Below are 18,910 nucleotides of genomic sequence, written 5' to 3' on the forward strand. Positions count from 1 at the left end.
ATGATCAGTGAGTATAGCAAGAATTTACAAAGGGGAGAGTTCTATCTTCTTCTTTTTGGATGGGGAGTCTTCGGCGACTTAAAAAGCCGAATTAAATAAAAAAGCCATGTTTGAACATGGCTTTATAAGAGTAAATTAATGCGTGCGATTCGCTTTTTCAACAAGTCCTGATAGACCCTGACGTCGTGCAAGCTCATTTAAAACGAGTTGAATATCAAGATCGAAGTAACCCAGCATGACTATGGTATGGAACCAAACATCAGCAACTTCATAAATTAAATCATTTTGGTGATCCAGCGTCGCTTCTTGTTTGAAATCTTTAGCAGCAATTACCGTTTCAAAACTTTCTTCACCAATTTTTTCTAATATTTTATTGAGACCTTTATGATAAAGCTTTGCCACATAAGAAGAGTCAGGATCTGCAGATTTACGTTCTGCCATCATTTGACCAAGATAATGTAATACATCGACTTGCTCAGCTTGAGCTGTTGATGCATTCATCACTTTACTATGCGCATTCTCAGACTTTTCGCCATAAATTTGGTTCGGATCTTTCAATTGAGCGTCTACAATTTCCCAACCGTTTGATGTTAAGCGGCGATAAAAACATGATTCACGTCCCGTATGGCAAGCAATGCCACCATGTTGCTCAATTTGAAGAACGATCACATCAGCATCACAATCTAAACGAATTTCATGCACAGTTTGGAAGTGACCTGATTCTTCGCCTTTATGCCACAATTTGCTGCGTGAACGAGAGTAGTAAACAGCTTGATTTTTTTCTGCTGTAAGTGCCAAAGACTCACGATTCATCCAAGCCACCATCAACACTCGACCTGTTTGATGATGCTGAGCAATGGCAGGGATTAAACCTTGTTCGTTAAATTTTACTTCATCGAGCCATTGCGTATTGTTCATAAGGATTTCACCAGAATTAAATGAGACACTACAAAATTGTAGGTCATTAGTTTAAGCGAATAAATCTTTGTAGGGGAGAGTAGAAATTAATTTATTTAAGATCTTGCATGTATTCTTCAAAGTTTTGCTTATGGATCATTTCTAGGAATGCATCCCCTAATCGTTGACTTTCAGCTACAGACTGTTTCCAAAGCTCGATTCGTTTTTTTTGATCAAGCCCTTTCAGTGTGAAATCTTTGCGATCAGGAAGACGTCCTAAAGGAAGTGATCTTAAATAAGACTCAGAGGGTGAAATCAATACGGTTCGTGCTTGATATTCAGCATTAGATCTACGTTTTTTGAGGAACTTATCGAACCAACCTGGTGTTATTTGATCTGTAAAATGAGGGTAGAGGACAATCCCATGACTCGGTAAAGGTAGATCAATATGATAATCGATTAGCCCGCCATCACGATAAGCAGCGACATCTGCACCTTCGATATTTCTGACCGCCGGCATCACAAATGGAATGGATGCAGATGCCATTAACCAATCTTCTAAATTTTTTTCAGTCAACGCATAATCAAGATGTTCGAATTCATTTTTGATGAGTGAAAGTCGTGAAGCGTTGTGTGGTTGGGCAATTGTACGTTGCATGAAGTGCCCAATTTTAGCTCTCGAAAAAGTATTGAGACCGATAATGCCAGCAACTGCACGGGCAAGCATAAGAGGATGATCACTTTGAAATTTTTTCGATGACTTTACTGACAAAATAGCCAAATGGTAGTCGGGATGATCAATAATTTGATTGGTTTTACCTTGAAGGAGGGCTTTAAGCATGCCGCGACAGACGTCTCCAACTTCAAGAATATTCATCTTAGGTTGAAATTCAAGATGGGTATATAAGTCTGCTAATTTGGATGTGCCTGCTTGTGCACCATGCGCTGCAATACTTGCAAAACGCCAACTCCCAATGGATGAGCCTATTAAAGTTCGCTTTTTCGGTGCTTGAGCAAAGAACTCACCAAAAACAGCTAGGTCCAATCCTTGAATTCCAATACCTTTGGGACCACCTGCTGCTCCAGGAACAAAATCAACCGCACTGGCTTGTAGACCTTGTTCTTGAATGATCTGTTTTGCTTTATAACCTACATGAATATTCAAGCAAGGTTGAGTGGTCTTGAGGATATGTGTCATAAGCAATTCAGCGACTAAAACCTATTGAGGTAGCAAGTTTTGACATGAGATAGTGAACTTATTTCACCATACGCCAAATGGCAATAAAGGATGCCAATACAATTAAAATCATGGAAATAAACCATGGTGCGATCACAGCGATTGAGAGCAGAATTGCGATTACACTTCCGAAAATCCAACTACGCTTTTGCTGATGCTCCATTTGCAAGCGCAGCGTTTGAAGTTCATTCAATTGTTTAGCATGCCATGCAGACTGATTTTTTAAACCGTTAAGACTGTCAATCAGTAAAGTCGGTAAATCCTGAGCGCCCAATAACAAGTCTGGGATTTTTTGTCCTAATTCTTTAATATTTTTTTGAGGATTCATTTGGGCTTTAACCCAATCCGTTAGAATTGGCTTTGCTAACTTCCAAATATCTAATTCAGGATAAAGGTCTGTACCTAAGCCTTCAACATGTACTAAGGTTTTAAGCAATAACATCAGTTGTGGTGGAATTTCTAGATGAAAACGTCGAGCGATGTCCATCACTTGGATCAATATGCCTGCGAAATCTAACTCATGCATCGGTTTCGAAACCATAGGTCCTACTGTACGACGCATTTCACGTGCTAAAGCATCTTGATCCGTGCCTGGTGGAATCCAACCTGCTTGATGCACAATCTGAATCAATTGCATGAAATCACTGTTCATGACTGCCAGCAACATACGTGCTATTGTCATTTGATCATGCTTGGAAAGCTCGCCCATGATGGCGCAATCGAGCGCAATAAATCTTGGATTTTGCGGATTAATCGTTTCTACGAAAACATTACCCGGATGCATATCTGCATGGAAAAAATTATCGCGAAACACTTGAGTAAAGAAGATTGTTAAGCCTTTTTCTGCTAAGTCTGCACGATTCATTCCTAAACGATCAAAGGTCGCAGTATCTGATATAGGCACACCGGTGATGCGCTCTGCCACCATCACATCCAGACTATCCATATACACTTCAGGCACATACATCATGCTTGAGCCAGTAAAATAATGGCGCATACGTCGTGTATTTTCGGCTTCAAGAGTCAAGTCGAGTTCATTTAAAATGATTTGACGATAATCTTGAATAATTTCTGATAGATGTAAAGCACGGGCAGCTTCTAGCCTTTTTTCTAAATAGTGACCAAGCCATTCTAAAATTTCAAAATCTTGAATAATTTGAGCACGTATATTCGGGCGAGTTACTTTCACGACAACTTCACGACCATTGTGAAGAGCAGCGGTATGTACTTGAGCAATTGAAGCAGCAGCTAGCGGCTTATCATCGAAGCGCGCAAATAATGTGGAAACATCTGCTTTAAGCGAATCTTGAATTCTTTGCTTAGCCACTCCAAGATCGAAAGGTTTAACACGATCTTGTAATAACACCAATTGTTGTAATATTTCTGGTGGAATTAGATCGCGACGCGTAGAGAGGAGCTGCCCTAATTTAATTGCGAGTGGCCCCATTTCTTCTAAAGCTTCTTTAAGCTTTAAAGGATTTTTACGTTCTCGACTAGAAAGTGCAGCAGGATGCAAACGTATAAGATTCAGCAGGGGGCGAACCTTTGCAGGAATATCTTCCGCAGGTACCAACGTGTCGAGTCTATAGTGCGCAGCTATACGCCAAAGTTCGATTAAACGTCTAATGTGCGGAATCATATATGCAATTACCTGAAATCTACGAAGGGTTAAATTTTGATTTTAAAAGCTGAATTTTTGCTTCTAGTCGATCAATATCTTGATTAAGCTGGCGAGTTCCGTGGAGAAGATCGTCCATTTGCCAACGTGGTGCGAATAGTCCAGTATCTTCTTTTAAAAAGTCTTCCGCAAAAAAAAGATGAGATTGAAGTGACTTAATTAAATGTTGTGGTGCTAATTGAACTTTGCCGATTTGACTTGCAAGATTAGGTCCGATCCAATCACTCAATTGCGAAGCGAGGTCTGGCTCAGCATTTTGTATAAGTTTTTGAATGTCTTGCAGAAGGCGATAGTCACCTTGAACGGGGATATTGCCAATGTCATCTGCTAGAAATAGTTTGCACAAGTCGACCACATTATTAACATGCAATGTGGAGTCTGCTTCAGTAATCGTGTGAGCTTGCTCCCAAGGCCGCTGTTCGAAAATAGAGGGTTGAGTGCTATGACCTGTTACTGTTGGTTCTAAACGAACTTTATTTTCATCAAAAAACACATCAACGGAAAGCTGTGGCGCATCGATCACAACACGAAGCATTTTCCCTTGTAATTGGTTAAATTGGATACGAGTAATCGCATCCAAATTAATCCAATGATGTATGGTTTTTTCAACTGCACCCAGTGCTAAGATTGACCACATGACGAAGTGCTACCTGCGGTTAGAGTTTAAAACCACGGTGAACTGCAACAATACCACCTGTTAAATTGTGATAATCGCAGTTTTGGAAGCCCGCATTTTCCATCATGCTTTTCAATGTGCGTTGGTCTGGGTGCATACGAATTGATTCAGCAAGATATTTATAGCTTTCAGCATCATTTGCCACAATTTTACCCATGATTGGTAAAGCAGTGAATGAGTACAAATCATAGAGTTTTGAGAAAGGCTCAAAGACTGGTTTTGAAAACTCTAATACAAGTAAGCGACCACCTGGTTTAAGTACACGATACATTGCTGCAAGTGCTGCATCTTTGTCTGTTACATTACGTAGACCAAAACTGATGGTGAGTAAATCAAAACTGTTGTCTTCGAAAGGCTCGAGGGTTTCAGCATTCGCCAGTACAAAATCAACGTTGGTACAACCCGCGTCGATCAGACGGTCGCGACCTACATTCAGCATGGATTCATTAATATCAGATAATACAACATGCCCAGTAGCACCAACTTCACGGCTAAATACTTTCGCTAAATCACCAGTACCACCAGCGATATCTAAAACGCGTTGCCCACGGCGAACGCCAGACATATTAATGGCAAAACGTTTCCACAAACGATGAATACCAAATGACATTAAGTCATTCATAATGTCGTATTTTGCGGCAACTGAATGGAAAACTTCAGCGACTTTTTGCGCTTTCTCTTCAGAATTTACGGTTTTATAACCGAAGTGTGTCGTTGGTCCAACGTTTCCAGTATTCGCACCACGTGGCAAATTATATTTCGGTACTGAAGAATGTACTGGCGTATCTGTCAGTTGCTCTTGTAGTGATTGTTGCTGACCTTGAGGTGCGCCAGTTGGTAATGGATCTGTTAAAAAAGGACTCACGTTGTCTTTATTATTTGCCGGCTCAACCTGAGCATGAGGCTGTTGATTTTCATTAGACATTCGAGTCACTCCTGAACACAAATAATATTAAATCTGAATTAAACTGCATAATGACAGATTCTTCAGTTTTTTTCAGTCTAGATTATGCAATTGATATGAATAATATACAGAATTAAAGCGAAGTTTCATCCATGAAATGAGAAGATGTTCTTTTATTTTCGATATTCTGACCAGACGCTTTTACGCTTTTTCGGCTGATCAGAATCTTGGCTGATGAATTTTAATTAAGCGATTTGGAAGGGATTTTCTTTCCCTGTGTGGACATTATTCACGATGATTCGCTCTTTTTCTGTAAAACTCCGAATGAAGGTCGCAGCCGATTTCATTGGTTTCATAGCGACAAAGCCTTCACCAATAAAGTCATACATCAGTTCAAAATTATATTTGCTTGCTGCACCTTTACACATTTTAAACGCTGTGTGCATGATGAATGAACGCATGTATTTGTCCAGACTCAGACCGAGCTCATCCAACAGATTGAGTTGTTCATGGCGCGCTTGCTCTTGATCTAAAGCCACTAGAGTTTCACGCATCATTTCATCAGTAATGGGTTGGTCTTTTGGATAATGTTGGAGTAAATACTGTGCAACTTGTTCATCCAGTTGCATCGCCAAGACCGCCAGTCCTACAGATTTTAACCCAGTTTTAATGGCATTTTCTGGAATGATTTTTTCAGCTTTGTGTGCGTATTTTAGTAAACGTTCGATTTGCAATGCTAGGTCATCAAATTCAGGGCCACCATAAAGACGGTTAATAAAATATTGAGCCATCAGCTTATTTTTGTCTTCAGCGAATAACTCAGCATGTGTGTGAAGTATGCGCTGTTTTAGCCAATTTTGAGCATCATTTAACCTTTGTTTAAGTGCCGGATCCTGATGATAATTGAGTTGTTTGTATTGTTCTAAAAGTTGATCTAATGCAGCAAGTTTGGACATGTTCTAGCTCAATTAAAAGGACTGAAAAAAGCATAATAGGTTGGATTGCGCTCGACTATGACTGTTGAAATCTAAAATAAAACCTTTCAGGTCAGTCATGGATGAAAAGACAATTGCAATAAATTGTACCTGAAGATTTAAGTTGATACTGTTCCTTGCGTATACTGTCGAAAATACAATAATTTTGAGTGGGCTATGTCTGAACCAAAACAACAATTTGATAAAAATACTGATCAACCCGAAGATAAGAACAAAATATTTGATGCAGATCAGATCAATTTAGACTTAATTGAAGCGCAATATGCTCTCAAAGATACACGTGGTAAGAAAAATGCCAAAAGCTTAGTGGTGTTGGTAAGTGGCATTGAGTTAGCAGGTAAAGGAGAATCGGTTAAGCAATTAAGAGAATGGGTTGATCCACGATATTTGAAAGTCAAAGCTGACCCTCCTCACCTTATTCAGCCGAATATCCCATATTGGCAACCTTATGCACGTTATATTCCTGCTGAAGGACAAATGATCGTCATGTTTGGAAATTGGTATAGTGATCTTTTAGCCACATCCTTACATGTTTCAAAACCATTTGATGAAACCATGTTCGAAAATTATTTGCAGCAAATGCAAAGCTTTGAGCAGGATTTAAAAAATAATCATGTTGATGTCGTGAAAGTTTGGTTTGATTTATCGTGGAAATCATTACAGAAGCGTTTAGATAAAATTGAACCTTCGGAGCAGCGTTGGCATAAATTGCATGGGCTGGATTGGCGCAATAAAAAACAATATGAAAATGTACAACGATTGCGTCAAAAATTTACCCAAGACTGGGTCATTATCGATTGTGAAGATGAAGTATGTCGTGATCAGAAATTCGCAGAAGTTGTATTAGCGCGACTGAAAGATTTGCCAAATCATCCTCAAAAAATGCGCCAAAAATGGCATCAAGCGGATATCCCAGAAATTTTAACGTCCCCCAATGAAGCAGTACTTGAAAAAGATCAGTATAAGGCTGAACTCAAGAAACTGACCAAGAAGGTCGCTGAAGCATTACGCGCAGAAGGACAAAAAACGGTGATCGTTTTTGAGGGGATGGATGCCGCAGGTAAAGGTGGTGCGATCAAGCGTATTGTGAAAAAGCTCGATCCAAGAGAATATGGAATTTATAACATTTCTGCGCCCGAAAAGTATGAATTGGCGCGGCCTTATCTCTGGCGTTTTTGGAATAAACTGCTTGAAGATGAAAAAATCTCGATTTTCGATCGCTCTTGGTACGGTCGTGTATTGGTGGAAAGAGTTGAAGGTTTTGCAACGGATGTAGAGTGGAAACGTGCATATGATGAGATTAATCGCTTTGAAAAAGATCTAGTAGATACGCAAACAGTAGTCATTAAGTTTTGGTTGGCCATCAGTCAAGAAGAGCAAGCCAATCGTTTCAAAGCACGAGAGGAAACACCGCATAAGCGTTTTAAAATTACGGCTGAAGACTGGCGTAATCGCAAACGTTGGGATGATTATTTATTGGCTGCAGCAGACATGCTCAATCGAACCAATACCGAAGATGCGCCGTGGTATATCATTGCTACCAATGATAAATATACTGCACGCCTTGAGATTTTGAAGGCAATTTTGAAACAATTAAAAGTAGACGCCTAGAACTGGTGAGAGATATAAATAAAGCCCTGTAAGGGCTTTATTTATACGTCTAAGGATTTTATTTGTTAAGCGTATTTCACAACATTTGCTTGTTGTTTTTGTTGAATGCTTTTGGCAAGTTTATAGCTTTCTTCAACATGAGCCTCAGCCACTTTTTTCATGACAATATAACCCAAGCTAGCTGCAATAATTGAACCGCCCAATGGAATAAACTTAGTCACTTGCTTGGTCAACACTTTGGCTGCCATATTGTTCAGCGAAGCTTTAGCGGCAGTACGAGCCACGACTAGACCAGAAAACTCGAAACCGCGTTTGCGTAGTTCGTTCCAATGGATTTTTTTGGTTTGAGGATCAAAAACGCTGATCTGTTCAGGAGCTAAGCCAAAGCGAGCATTAATTTCTGGAATTAAAATTGACAACATACCTACGTCAATCACAACATCTAAAAAGGGCACAGGAATGACAGCAACACCTGCTGAAACATAAGAGCGTTTTTTGACGAGATCAAGACATTCATCTCGAATTTGTTCTAAATTTAAATTTGGGTCGATTGTTTCTGGAATTTTATCAATTTTCATTTATTTATCACCTAATCAAAGTCTATGGTTCTCGATCCATCACATGATGAACATAGCGCGAGATGAAAGTTTTATTAAAGTCATAAAGTAAAAGTGACATAGTCAGATTAAGATGTATAGTAATTTATGTTTATGATTTTGTTCACACAACTTCATAACGTGTACGTTGTATGGTGAAAGGGACCTTATGGGAATTCATGTAATTCAAAGTCAGCGCATTGAAGTTTTGGTACAAGGCATCATCACGACTCAAAAGCGTCCCACGAACAACCCATTTGCAGTCCTACAGCAACAACATTTTGTGGTGCCTTCTGCGGCAATGCAAGAGTGGTTAACCCAACGGTTATCTGAGCACCAAGGCATCAGTGCAAATACATTTTTCCATCAACGTATTCGTGGCTTTCAATGGTATGCCTACCAGCAAATTTTGAGTGACAAAGATAAAGTACGTAAAGCGAATATTCCACGTCTGATTATGAAGTGGCGTATTTTCCAAGCGCTCAAACCTTTTATACAGCGTGCGCATAATCAGCTTGAGGTTGAACATCCTTTATTCCCATTAATCACACGTATCTATGACAGCGCAGCACGTATTGAACAGTCAAATGAACAATATCGAAAAAAAATGAGCATGTTGTATTGGGTGTCTGATCAAGTGTCAAAATTGTTCAGCAATTACATGATTTATCGAGCAGATTGTCGCCGAGCATGTGAATATGATTGTCGTTGTCCTGAAAATTGGATTCAGGTATGGGGGCGTAATGAAGCACTCAATATTGAACAACAATTACAATATCTAAACGATCAAGATTCCAGTTTTAAATTTTCGCAGGCACAACAATTAGAGGCTTGGCAACGTTGGTTATGGCTCAATATTTTTCATGAAGACTTTGTTGAAATGGAAAGTATTGATCATGATTTTTGGGGTGTACTTCGTGATGAACAGCAACAGAAAATAGCCCTCAAAAAACTACCACAGCAACTGATCGTTTTTACACTCTTGGATTTACCACCAAGTCAATTACAGTTTTTGCGCCGTTTGGGTCAGTACATTGATGTGTTGATTTTGCATTACAATCCCTCACAAGAATATTGGGCGGATAGTGTCGATCCGAATTGGAAAAAACAATATGACTTAAAGCTCAAAGAGCGATATATCGAAAAGTTTCAGCAAAAGCATCAAAGAAAACCAGCTGATAATGAAGTTGAGCAGTTTTTTGAGAATTTTAGTCTGAGCTTTAATGGGCTGGCACGTGAGTCCAGACATCCCTTATTAACACGAATGGGCAAGCAGGCACGTGATCACTTTTCTCTGTTGTCTAACCTTTCCTCTGGTGATGAGGGGCAATGGATAGATGCTTTTGTGGATGAGGCACCGCAACATTTACTGAGCCAATTGCAATCAGATATTTTACATTTGGTTGAACCTCAAGCTCAAAGTTATGTATTAGATCCAGCAGACGATTCAATCCACATTCATGTTTGTCATTCCGCTGTACGACAGCTTGAAGTCTTAAAAGATCAATTGACCCGATGGCTTGCTCAGTCAACAGCAGAAGCACCACGCCGTCCGAGTGATATTTTAGTTCTTGCGCCTGATCTGAAGCAAATTGAGCCTTTGATACGGAGTGTGTTTCCGCAAAAAAATACTGCAACAGGTGTTTATCTGCCAGTAAAGCTAGCTGGTATCACGCAGTTAGATACAGTATTGGCATGGCGTTCAGTGTTAGGGCGAATTGAACTGATACAAAGTCGATTTACCATTGATGATTTTGCTGATTGGTTGAACTTAGCAGCGACCCAGGTGAGATATTGCTTAGACATTAACGGGGCTGAGCGCATCTTATCGTTGTTGAGACAAGCGGGATTTCGACGAGGTTTGGATGAGCAACATTTGCAAAAAACATTGGCGGAGTATGATCAAGACTATCGGTTCAGTTTTAAGTATGCCTTAGATCGTTTGGCGCTGGGTGTGGCTGTTCCAGTTCATGCGATGTTTCAGGAGACCTTAAGTTCTCATGTAGTGGACTCGGGTGATTTTCACTTAATTGCCACGCTCATTGAAATATATAAGCACTTTGTAGAGCGTCGAGATTGGCTCACGACGATTGAAATCGAAAATGATCAAGAGACGTCAGAGCATGTTGAATTTTGGCTCAATCGTTTAATTTTAGAAGTTAATGAGTTTGAAAGCGCTGGTGTAAGCTCGTTAGAGATGATTAAAGAGATTATTCAAAAGCAAATAAGAATGCTAACGCTGGCAAATTTCTATGAAGAACATGATCAAGCCATTCTTAAAAACATACGTTTGCCTTTGAGCTATATTCTGACTGAAATCCAAAGCACCCTTGAATCGCAACTTGATTATGCATTGCCAACTGGACAAATTACATTTAGTCAAATTGGTTTGATTCGGCCAATACCGTATAAGTTAATTGTCATGATGAATTTAGATGGCGGGAAGTTTCCAAATCGGGAGAGCCATTTACCTTTTGATTTAATGGATTTACTCAAGCCAATGATTGGTGATCGATCACGTTTAGATGATGATCAAGGTGCTTTTTTAGACGCTTTGTTATTGGCCAAAGATAATCTCTGGCTATTCTATAATGGTTTTGATGTAGCCGATGGTGAAGTGCGAGATCCATCAAGTAGTGTTCAGGAATTGCTCCAACATCTCGCGTGGATCATAAAAACATCAGATCAATCTTCCTCGAATCCTCTCATTGATATAGATGGCATTCAAGTTCATCAAAATTTGAGCACACTCTATACGGTGCATCCTTTGCAACCCTTTGATCCTGATGGTTTTCAGCAACAGCATCAGCGCTATGACGATGAATGGTATGCCGTGGCTTCTAACCTCAATCGTCAGGATCAACGTGGTCATAGAGCGGCTTGGATTAATACCTCGCTTGAATTGAATCAGGACATTATGGTCTTGGACGCTGAACAATGGATCAAAGATATTTGTTTTCCTGCGCGTCTTTATTTAAAAACCGTAGGCGTATCTAATTTAAAGGATCAGGATTTACCTGAGGTGAATGAGCCGCTGTTATTAGATGGATTAGCACGATACTCTATTCGTGACTTTTTACAACAGCAGCCTAATGTTTCGAAGCTTCAGACTGAATTACTCAGTGACCAGCTTCCTGTCGGTAAATTACAAGAAGTCAGTTTGAAAATGAGTCTGTTAGAACATCAGCAGTTATTAAAAAGGCAAAAGTACTATATTGATGAGCCGACCAAAATCACTCAGCGCGTCATAGCAATAGATGATATACATCTTCAAGTGACCGTTCCTCAAGGGGATGAGACGAGTTGGGTGAGTGTTTCAACATCCAGTGCACGCGCACAACGACGAGCACATGTGTGGTTAGAATACTTACTTTGGTTAAGTTATCGAGACTTACCAGATCACCTTGCAACTGAAATGCAGCGCATCCAAATCTTTAGCGATAAAACCATCATGTGTACTGGCCTGACGACGAAACAAGCTCAGGATATGCTTTCCCAATGGATTCATGCATATAAACAAGCTCAGATAGAGCCTCTCGTTTTACCTGCAGCATTGCTGATGAAACTTGCGGTAGATGGAAAAGCATTAGAATGGGTCACTGATGAAGAGGGTCATCAGCAGTTAAACAACTTCGATAAGCTATTAAATGAGTGGAATAAAAGCGATGCCTTTCTGAGTTATAGTTTAAATGGCAGCGAAGAAAGTCATTTGCACCGAGATTGGCAGTATATTTTACAAGATTTAGATGCTGAACACCTATTAAAACAAGCGTGTGATCAGTTTGCTTATGTCTTATATCAGCCGATATATATGTATCAATCGGAGGCTGAAATATGAGTCAAAAGCCTATAGTCTCATATCAGCCAATTGTGGATATGCATTTCACTGGATTGCATTGGATTGAGGCTTCTGCGGGGACTGGAAAAACGTATACGCTCTCCAGCCTCATGGTCAGAATTTTATTAGAAGAATATTTACCAAAGCAGATTATTGCGACGACATTTACACGCAAAGCAGCGGCTGAATTGAAAAGTCGAATTCGTGCACGTTTAATCGAGGTACTTGGACTTTTAGAGTCATGTCGTGAGCTAACTCAAGATCAAGTTCAGGCGCGTGCAAAATTAGAATCAGATATTTTATATCAAGTGATTTTAAATCAATTTTCTGGCTTGATTGCACATGCATGTGCACGTTTAAAATTGGTGATAGATCAGCTTGAAGAACTCTTTGTTGGGACCTTGGATAGCTTTAGCCAAAAGCTTCTTCGTGAATTTGCATTTGAGAGCGGTAAAATTGAACGAATGCAAATCACCAATGATGCAAAACAATATACGGTTCAGTTAATTCATGATGAATTACGGGCATGGATTCAACAGCAGCCTCAATCAACTGTAGATTATTTGCTGCTTAAGAAAAAAATTAAGTCACAAGATGCTTATATCGATTTAATTGAAACGAGTTTGAATTTTTCCTCTGCTTATTTCAAAGCAGTGCCAGCGCCGACCATAGATGTAGACGCTTTCAGAACTCATGCAGAGCGCTTCATACAGATCGAGCTTGAAACGCTAGATTCATTAACAGACTTTTATGATCCTGAAGGGCAGTATTATGCTGTAGTCGCAAAGAAGTGGCGCGATCAAGATAAATTAAAAATGACACTCACGCAGTTGTTGCCTGAATTCCTTGATCAAGTTAAATCCCAAGGCATTGAAGTCATTTTTGCGTCGCATCTCAGCACTCATCTTAGTCAGTTGAATGAATTAAGAAAAAAAGTTCTCAACAAATGTCCCGTCGATGTTTTGGCGGCATTTGAGCAACATCCTATTATTGTTGAACTTGCTGAGTTTTTTAAACAGTTTGACAAGCTCAACCAACAACTCGAGCATTTGGAGAGTTATTTACAATATTATTTAGCACAACAAGTAAAACAACGTTTGCCAGAGTTGTTACAGCAAAAATCAGAAACCACATTTTCACAGCAAATTCGAACTTTGGCCGAAGCACTGCAGGGAGCGCAAGGTCAGGAGTTTGCAAAGTACGTTCACGCGCGTTACCCACTTATTTTAGTGGATGAGTTTCAGGATACCAACCAAGATCAAGATGATATGTTGGCGCAGATTTGGAGACATCCAAGTCGTGTGAAGCAGGGTTGTATGATTATGGTGGGAGACCGTAAGCAAGCGATCTACGGTTTCCGCGGTGGAGACATGCTCACGTTCCTAAAAGCATATCAAGATGTTGAAACTAAAGCAGGGCGTTTTTACCAACTTGTGCATAATCATCGCTCAGTGAAACCATTGGTCGAAGTCGTCGATGCATTGTTTCAACAACAAATGGATTTTGGTGAACAAGTTGAATATACGCCTGTTACAGCAGGTACTCGATCGCATCCATTATTGATCCAATCCGGTTTAGAAAATTATGCTCCGCTTCGTTGGGTTCAAGTAAATGATAAGGAACACGAGTTAGAGCAGGTTGCTTGGAAGATACTGGATCTGCTCAATCAGGCTGCCCAAAGTCAGCTATATTTCGAAAAGCAGGGGCAACGTATTGAGCTTCAGGCAGATGATATCGCTGTTTTGTCTCGTAACAATCCTGATTTAGATAAAGTTCATCATCACTTATTGATGTTAGGCATTCCTGTAAATCGACCTTCACGAAAAAGTGTCTTCAAAAGTGGAATTGCTCGAGATGTTGGTGCAATTTTGACAGCCATCATGAATCCATTTGATGAAGCTAAATTAAAGAGAGCTTTACTTACACGATTGATGGGTTTTAATTTACATCGTTTTTTGCAACTTCAAATTCAAGCAGATGGCTTAAGTTTATTTATCACGAAATTTGAAGAAATTCGTGAAATGTGGATGGGCCAAGGCTTTTTAACAGCATGGCAAAGTTTCCTCACAGAATTCAAAGTTTGGACAAACTTGGTTGAGCAATTCAGCTATGACAATGAACGCGAAGTGGTCAATCTACGACACATTTCAGAGTTGTTGAGCCAAAACAGTGATGAGTTAAGAGGTATGCATACCCTTTATCATTGGTATATGCGGCAGCTTTCAAATCCGATGGAAAGAGAGTGGGAAATTGAAAGACAGTTGAGTAATCAAGCGGGCGTTCACCTTTTAACTATTCACCAATCTAAAGGATTGGAGTTTAAGATTGTATTCTTGCTTGGCGCAGATCGTAAACTGTCAGATCGAAGCGAACTTAACTTTTCAATTCGTGAAGTGCAGGATCATGGAACTGGAAAGTCCGTCGCACAACGTGTCGTGGCGTTAAAGCGTGAAGAATTATTGGAACCATTAGAGGTTGAGCAACATGACCAACGTGCTTTGGCAGAGCATCGACGATTATGGTATGTGGCCTTAACTCGAGCACAACACCGCGTTTATTCAATGATGAGTGATCAAAAAGGGCAATCTATTTATGGTTTGGCGTTTTGGCGTGGTCATGGTGCGAACCAATTTCAGCATGCTTTCAGTTTAGATGAGCCATGTTTAGAGCAATGCCCTGAGAAAGTAATCGCAAAAAAAGAACATCATACTGTTCAAATGATTGCGCAGAAATATCCTCAAGTTCATTTTTATCCTAGAGCCAAAACCAGTTTTAGTTATCTCGCACAACATTTGAGTCATCAACAAATTAAAGATCGTATGGCGGCTCAAGATATGATTGAACATCATGCGAGTGATGAGGTCAATGCTGTGACGCTCGTGACTCCATATCAATTTGAGGATTTGGATCATCAACAACCTTTGAGTTGGATTCGTGCTCATTTTCCGATGGGAACATTAGCTGGAAATTTCCTACATGAAATTTTTGAACATATCGATTTTCAAGATCGCCGAGATTGGACATTAGAAATTCGCCGCCGTTTTAAAAATGCCTATTCGAGTTTATGGGAGCAATTATTCGCTAAATTTCAATCAGATTTTCCTCAACATCATGATGCCGAGCAACATCTGTTAGAAATGATGGCTGAATGGTTAGCAGAGGTTTTAGAGACACCTATTCAACCTGAATTTCGACTCAAACAATTAGTACCTGAAGCACATTTGGCTGAATTTCCATTCTATTTGGCTTTAGCAGACCGAATATTTGGTATTCAGCGTATTCAGCAATTATTTTTAGAGTTTGGGCTTAATATGCCCGAATTCAATGCTGCAAATTCAGCACGTTACCTCAATGGTTCAATTGACTTGGTTTATTATGATGGGAAGCGCTATCACATTGCCGACTATAAGAGTAATTATCTCGGAAATCATGTGGAAGACTATTCAGCTCAAGCTATTCAGCTGAGCATGACGCATGCAAGTTATTGGCTACAAGCAGCCCTATATTTGGTGGCATTACATCGCTATTTAAGTATTCATATTGATGACTACAACATCGATCGAGATCTTGGTGGTGCCAGTTATTTATATTTACGTGGGATGAATGGCACTGACCAATATGGATTTAATTATTGGCGTCCTAGTTCAGAATTTATTCTAAGATTAGATGCAATATTGGGCTATTTTGCTGAGGATAAAAACAGCAAAATAGCATGAATATTTAAATGAATTTATTATTAATCATTAATTTATCTTGTGGATAATATTGATGATAAATGTGTAGATAACTATGAGGATAACTGTGTGGAAATTAATCAGAATGAAAAAGTTGATGTTCCTCAATGGGTAACAACTTGGGCTGAATATATCCTAAATCAGTATCTTTCATCAGATGATTTAAATGAACAATCCATTAACACCATTGAACAAGTTCTGATGGCATCTACTGTCGGCGATAGTTGTATTGATTTGAAAGGGGAGGTTATCCAAGATCTGAGTAAGTTGCTCGTGAGCGCAGAGCTTGCAGAACAACAGGTCGCGCCTTTTGTTTATGATCAGAACTATTTGTATTTATATCGCTATTGGCAATTAGAGCAGCGTTTAGCTCAACAAGTTTATCGTTTAAAGCAACAAACGATAGTGCCTGTAGATTGCACAAAATATGAAAAATTATTAACCGATCCATTTCAAAAGCAAGCCTTAGAAATAGTATCAAGGCAAGCGCTGAGTATGATTACAGGTGGTCCGGGTACAGGGAAAACGTATACTCTAGCGCGTATTATTGCCGTATTAAATGAGTCGAATCATCAGTTAAGAATCGCAATGGCTGCACCGACAGGGAAAGCTGCACAGCGAATGAAAGAAGCATTGCAAAACTCATTAAATGACGATGCAATGCTCAATATGGGTTTGGATATTGCCCACTTAAAGCAGCAAAATACGTTAACGATTCACCGTCTTCTGGGTTTAGGGCATAGCGCTCAACCTAAATACAGTCTGAAAAAGCCATTACCCTATGATGTGGTGGTGATTGATGAAGCCTCAATGCTCGATCTCAATCTCGCGACGATGCTTTTTGAAGCAATTCCAGACCAATGTCGTTTGATCTTGTTAGGGGATGCACAGCAGTTGGCCTCGGTTGATGTGGGGATGGTATTGGCGGATTTACAACAAGTAAAAGCGCTTAATGACCATCACGTCAATTTAGTGACCAGTCGAAGATTCAAAGCAGGTGCAAAAATCGGTGATTTGGCAAGGTTCATCCAGTCACATCAATGCTCACCACAAAGCTCGAAAGTTGAGGTATTGGCTAAATTTGAGAAGGAGATTTGTAGAGCATCTGAAATCCAACAGATTAATTTAGCTGAGCTTCAAGAGGATCTTGTTCAACTAGAGTATTTGAATAAAGAATATTCAGATCAAGATTTAAAAGCCTATTACCTTAAATTAAGCTCGGGGTTTACGGATTACTTTAAAGCACTCAACCTTTATGTCAGAAATGGATATCAGCAGCAGGATGTGGCTGAAATTATCCAAAAATTTGATGATTATAGGATCTTAGCTGCAGTGAGACATGGACATTTGGGATTGAATCGTTTGAATGATGAAATTGAAAGGGAGCTATTTCAGCACATGCGGATATCACGACACGACCTTTGGTATATTGGTCGCCCTGTCATGATGACATATAACGATTATCAACTCGGGCTTTCTAATGGTGATATTGGGATATGTCTCAGACATCGCCAGTTTGCTGATCAATTTGAAGTATATTTTCCAAGTCTTGCCCAATGGTTTCCAGCATCACGTTTACCAAAGTCAATGCAAACCTGTTATGCGCTGAGCATTCATAAGTCGCAAGGTTCTGAATTTAAACACACTGCAGTTGTATTAGATGAGTTTGCGTCACGTCTATTGAGCCAAGAATTATTGTATACCGCGATTACGAGGGCAAAAAAAGCAGTCAGTTTATTGGTGGATACTGATGCTTTATTTGAGGCAATAAACATTAAAACAATAAGAAAAACAGGTTTATTGAATAAATTAAACACTTTATTTATATCTAATATTTAACGATTGGTTGAAAATAGAAAACCTTTGTAGGAAATATCTTACAAGGATTCGAGAAATTGGCGCATAGAGCTTCGTACAATTTTTTGCGATGATTGCTTGCATAAAAGGTTCAACACGGAAAGTTGAGCAATATCGCATAATTACAATAATTTATAGTCGAGAGACTGCGAACTTACAATGATGTAAGTGATAAAAGAGGAAACTTACAGCCGCTAAGCCTTGTAGTTTTGGGAGAGACTACAGGGCTTTTTTATATACATATAAGATTAAATTGATTACATAATGTACGCAATTTCTTACATAAAGATCAGAAAACTGCGACTTGTGTTGCATAATGAATCTGGCAAAATAGTCATATAAGGAAATGAAACCTTCAGAACAAGGACCGTATTAATAATAAATGTGTGTGCAGCACTTACAATAAAAATATAAATAACAGAATCATAACTAAAATATAAGAATCTACAGCGCAAAAAAGGCCCTATGACTTGTCATAGGGCCTTTTTTAACCGTTTATCTCAATCTTAATTTTTAGGCATCTTTATACTTGTTTTGACTTAACGATTCTATTAAAGTGCGTAAAAATTATCACTTTACAAAAAAACCATGAAAAAATTCATAATTTTAATCATTTTGGTGAGTGTTGTTCTGTTTGGGTTGTATAAATGTTTTAAGCCTGCAGATCAAAACACTTCCTCAGTCGCTCAGATTGATTCTCTATCTGCTCCTGAGAGTGGACAGCAAACGCCAATATCGCCTAACGAAGATCAAGTCGAAGATTTAAATGAGTCTGAGAAGATGCCTGTTACTGATTCTCCAGATTTAGTAGATCCGAAGAGCGATTTTTCGATTAAGCCTATTGATCCAGAAACTGATCCAGCCAATCAAGTGTAATTTTTTACCCT

12 protein-coding genes are annotated in these 18,910 nt (G+C 39.3%); 5 read left to right on the plus strand and 7 right to left on the minus strand.

Annotated elements, in window-relative coordinates:
• Positions 1 to 135: 135 nt before the first annotated feature.
• From hisIE to AC1M9H_RS07730, 6 genes are all read right to left on the minus strand, one after another.
• Positions 136 to 918, minus strand: coding sequence for a bifunctional phosphoribosyl-AMP cyclohydrolase/phosphoribosyl-ATP diphosphatase HisIE (gene hisIE / locus AC1M9H_RS07705; protein WP_092767251.1), 783 nt, complete (start codon positions 916 to 918; stop codon positions 136 to 138).
• A gap of 91 nt (positions 919 to 1,009) precedes the next feature.
• On the minus strand, positions 1,010 to 2,095 hold the full coding sequence (locus tag AC1M9H_RS07710) for a patatin-like phospholipase domain-containing protein (RefSeq protein ID WP_481613109.1): 1,086 nt from the start codon (positions 2,093 to 2,095) through the stop codon (positions 1,010 to 1,012).
• A 58-nt stretch (positions 2,096 to 2,153) separates the two neighbouring features.
• A complete protein-coding gene (locus tag AC1M9H_RS07715) occupies positions 2,154 to 3,773 on the minus strand; it encodes an ABC1 kinase family protein (protein WP_481597476.1) in 1,620 nt (539 codons plus the stop codon).
• A gap of 19 nt (positions 3,774 to 3,792) precedes the next feature.
• Positions 3,793 to 4,449, minus strand: a complete 657-nt coding sequence (locus AC1M9H_RS07720; protein WP_481613110.1) for a ubiquinone biosynthesis accessory factor UbiJ — start codon at positions 4,447 to 4,449, stop codon at positions 3,793 to 3,795.
• Between the two features lie 19 nt (positions 4,450 to 4,468).
• Positions 4,469 to 5,413 carry a bifunctional demethylmenaquinone methyltransferase/2-methoxy-6-polyprenyl-1,4-benzoquinol methylase UbiE gene (ubiE, locus tag AC1M9H_RS07725; protein WP_481613111.1) on the minus strand — a complete coding sequence of 315 codons (945 nt, stop codon included), beginning with the start codon at positions 5,411 to 5,413 and terminating at the stop codon, positions 4,469 to 4,471.
• A 224-nt stretch (positions 5,414 to 5,637) separates the two neighbouring features.
• Positions 5,638 to 6,348, minus strand: a complete 711-nt coding sequence (locus AC1M9H_RS07730) for a DUF8198 family protein (RefSeq protein WP_481597479.1) — start codon at positions 6,346 to 6,348, stop codon at positions 5,638 to 5,640.
• Positions 6,349 to 6,543: 195 nt separating this feature from the next.
• Between AC1M9H_RS07730 and pap the strand changes: the two genes are divergently transcribed.
• Complete coding sequence (gene pap, locus AC1M9H_RS07735; RefSeq protein WP_481613112.1) at positions 6,544 to 7,998, plus strand: polyphosphate:AMP phosphotransferase; 1,455 nt, start codon at positions 6,544 to 6,546, stop codon at positions 7,996 to 7,998.
• A 65-nt stretch (positions 7,999 to 8,063) separates the two neighbouring features.
• On the opposite strand, the gene AC1M9H_RS07740 is transcribed toward pap, so the two are convergent.
• A complete protein-coding gene (locus tag AC1M9H_RS07740) occupies positions 8,064 to 8,576 on the minus strand; it encodes a hypothetical protein (protein WP_092767239.1) in 513 nt (170 codons plus the stop codon).
• A 187-nt stretch (positions 8,577 to 8,763) separates the two neighbouring features.
• Between AC1M9H_RS07740 and AC1M9H_RS07745 the strand changes: the two genes are divergently transcribed.
• From AC1M9H_RS07745 to AC1M9H_RS07760, 4 genes are all read left to right on the plus strand, one after another.
• The gene (locus AC1M9H_RS07745; protein WP_481613113.1) at positions 8,764 to 12,432 is read left to right on the plus strand and encodes an exodeoxyribonuclease V subunit gamma; all 3,669 of its coding nucleotides are present in this window, start codon (positions 8,764 to 8,766) and stop codon (positions 12,430 to 12,432) included.
• Positions 12,429 to 16,148 (plus strand): UvrD-helicase domain-containing protein, encoded by a 3,720-nt coding sequence (locus AC1M9H_RS07750; RefSeq protein WP_481613114.1) that lies wholly within the window; start codon positions 12,429 to 12,431, stop codon positions 16,146 to 16,148. Before AC1M9H_RS07745 ends, AC1M9H_RS07750 begins: the two co-directional genes overlap by 4 nt.
• Positions 16,149 to 16,235: 87 nt before the next feature.
• The gene (gene recD / locus AC1M9H_RS07755; protein WP_481613115.1) at positions 16,236 to 18,005 is read left to right on the plus strand and encodes an exodeoxyribonuclease V subunit alpha; all 1,770 of its coding nucleotides are present in this window, start codon (positions 16,236 to 16,238) and stop codon (positions 18,003 to 18,005) included.
• 606 nt (positions 18,006 to 18,611) lie between these two features.
• Complete coding sequence (locus AC1M9H_RS07760; protein WP_035264045.1) at positions 18,612 to 18,899, plus strand: hypothetical protein; 288 nt, start codon at positions 18,612 to 18,614, stop codon at positions 18,897 to 18,899.
• The last annotated feature ends 11 nt before the right edge of the window (positions 18,900 to 18,910 follow it).

Source organism: Acinetobacter sp. ANC_7512 (assembly GCF_056779935.1).

Excerpts from the sequence above, each read along its gene's own strand:
- hisIE (WP_092767251.1), bottom strand. The coding sequence starts at position 918 with ATGAACAATACGCAATGGCTCGATGAAGTAAAATTTAACGAACAAGGT.
- pap (WP_481613112.1), top strand. The coding sequence starts at position 6,544 with ATGTCTGAACCAAAACAACAATTTGATAAAAATACTGATCAACCCGAA.
- AC1M9H_RS07760 (WP_035264045.1), top strand. The coding sequence starts at position 18,612 with ATGAAAAAATTCATAATTTTAATCATTTTGGTGAGTGTTGTTCTGTTT.
- AC1M9H_RS07730 (WP_481597479.1), bottom strand. The coding sequence starts at position 6,348 with ATGTCCAAACTTGCTGCATTAGATCAACTTTTAGAACAATACAAACAA.
- AC1M9H_RS07740 (WP_092767239.1), bottom strand. The coding sequence starts at position 8,576 with ATGAAAATTGATAAAATTCCAGAAACAATCGACCCAAATTTAAATTTA.
- AC1M9H_RS07710 (WP_481613109.1), bottom strand. The coding sequence starts at position 2,095 with ATGACACATATCCTCAAGACCACTCAACCTTGCTTGAATATTCATGTA.
- ubiE (WP_481613111.1), bottom strand. The coding sequence starts at position 5,413 with ATGTCTAATGAAAATCAACAGCCTCATGCTCAGGTTGAGCCGGCAAAT.
- AC1M9H_RS07745 (WP_481613113.1), top strand. The coding sequence starts at position 8,764 with ATGGGAATTCATGTAATTCAAAGTCAGCGCATTGAAGTTTTGGTACAA.
- AC1M9H_RS07715 (WP_481597476.1), bottom strand. The coding sequence starts at position 3,773 with ATGATTCCGCACATTAGACGTTTAATCGAACTTTGGCGTATAGCTGCG.
- AC1M9H_RS07750 (WP_481613114.1), top strand. The coding sequence starts at position 12,429 with ATGAGTCAAAAGCCTATAGTCTCATATCAGCCAATTGTGGATATGCAT.
- AC1M9H_RS07720 (WP_481613110.1), bottom strand. The coding sequence starts at position 4,449 with ATGTGGTCAATCTTAGCACTGGGTGCAGTTGAAAAAACCATACATCAT.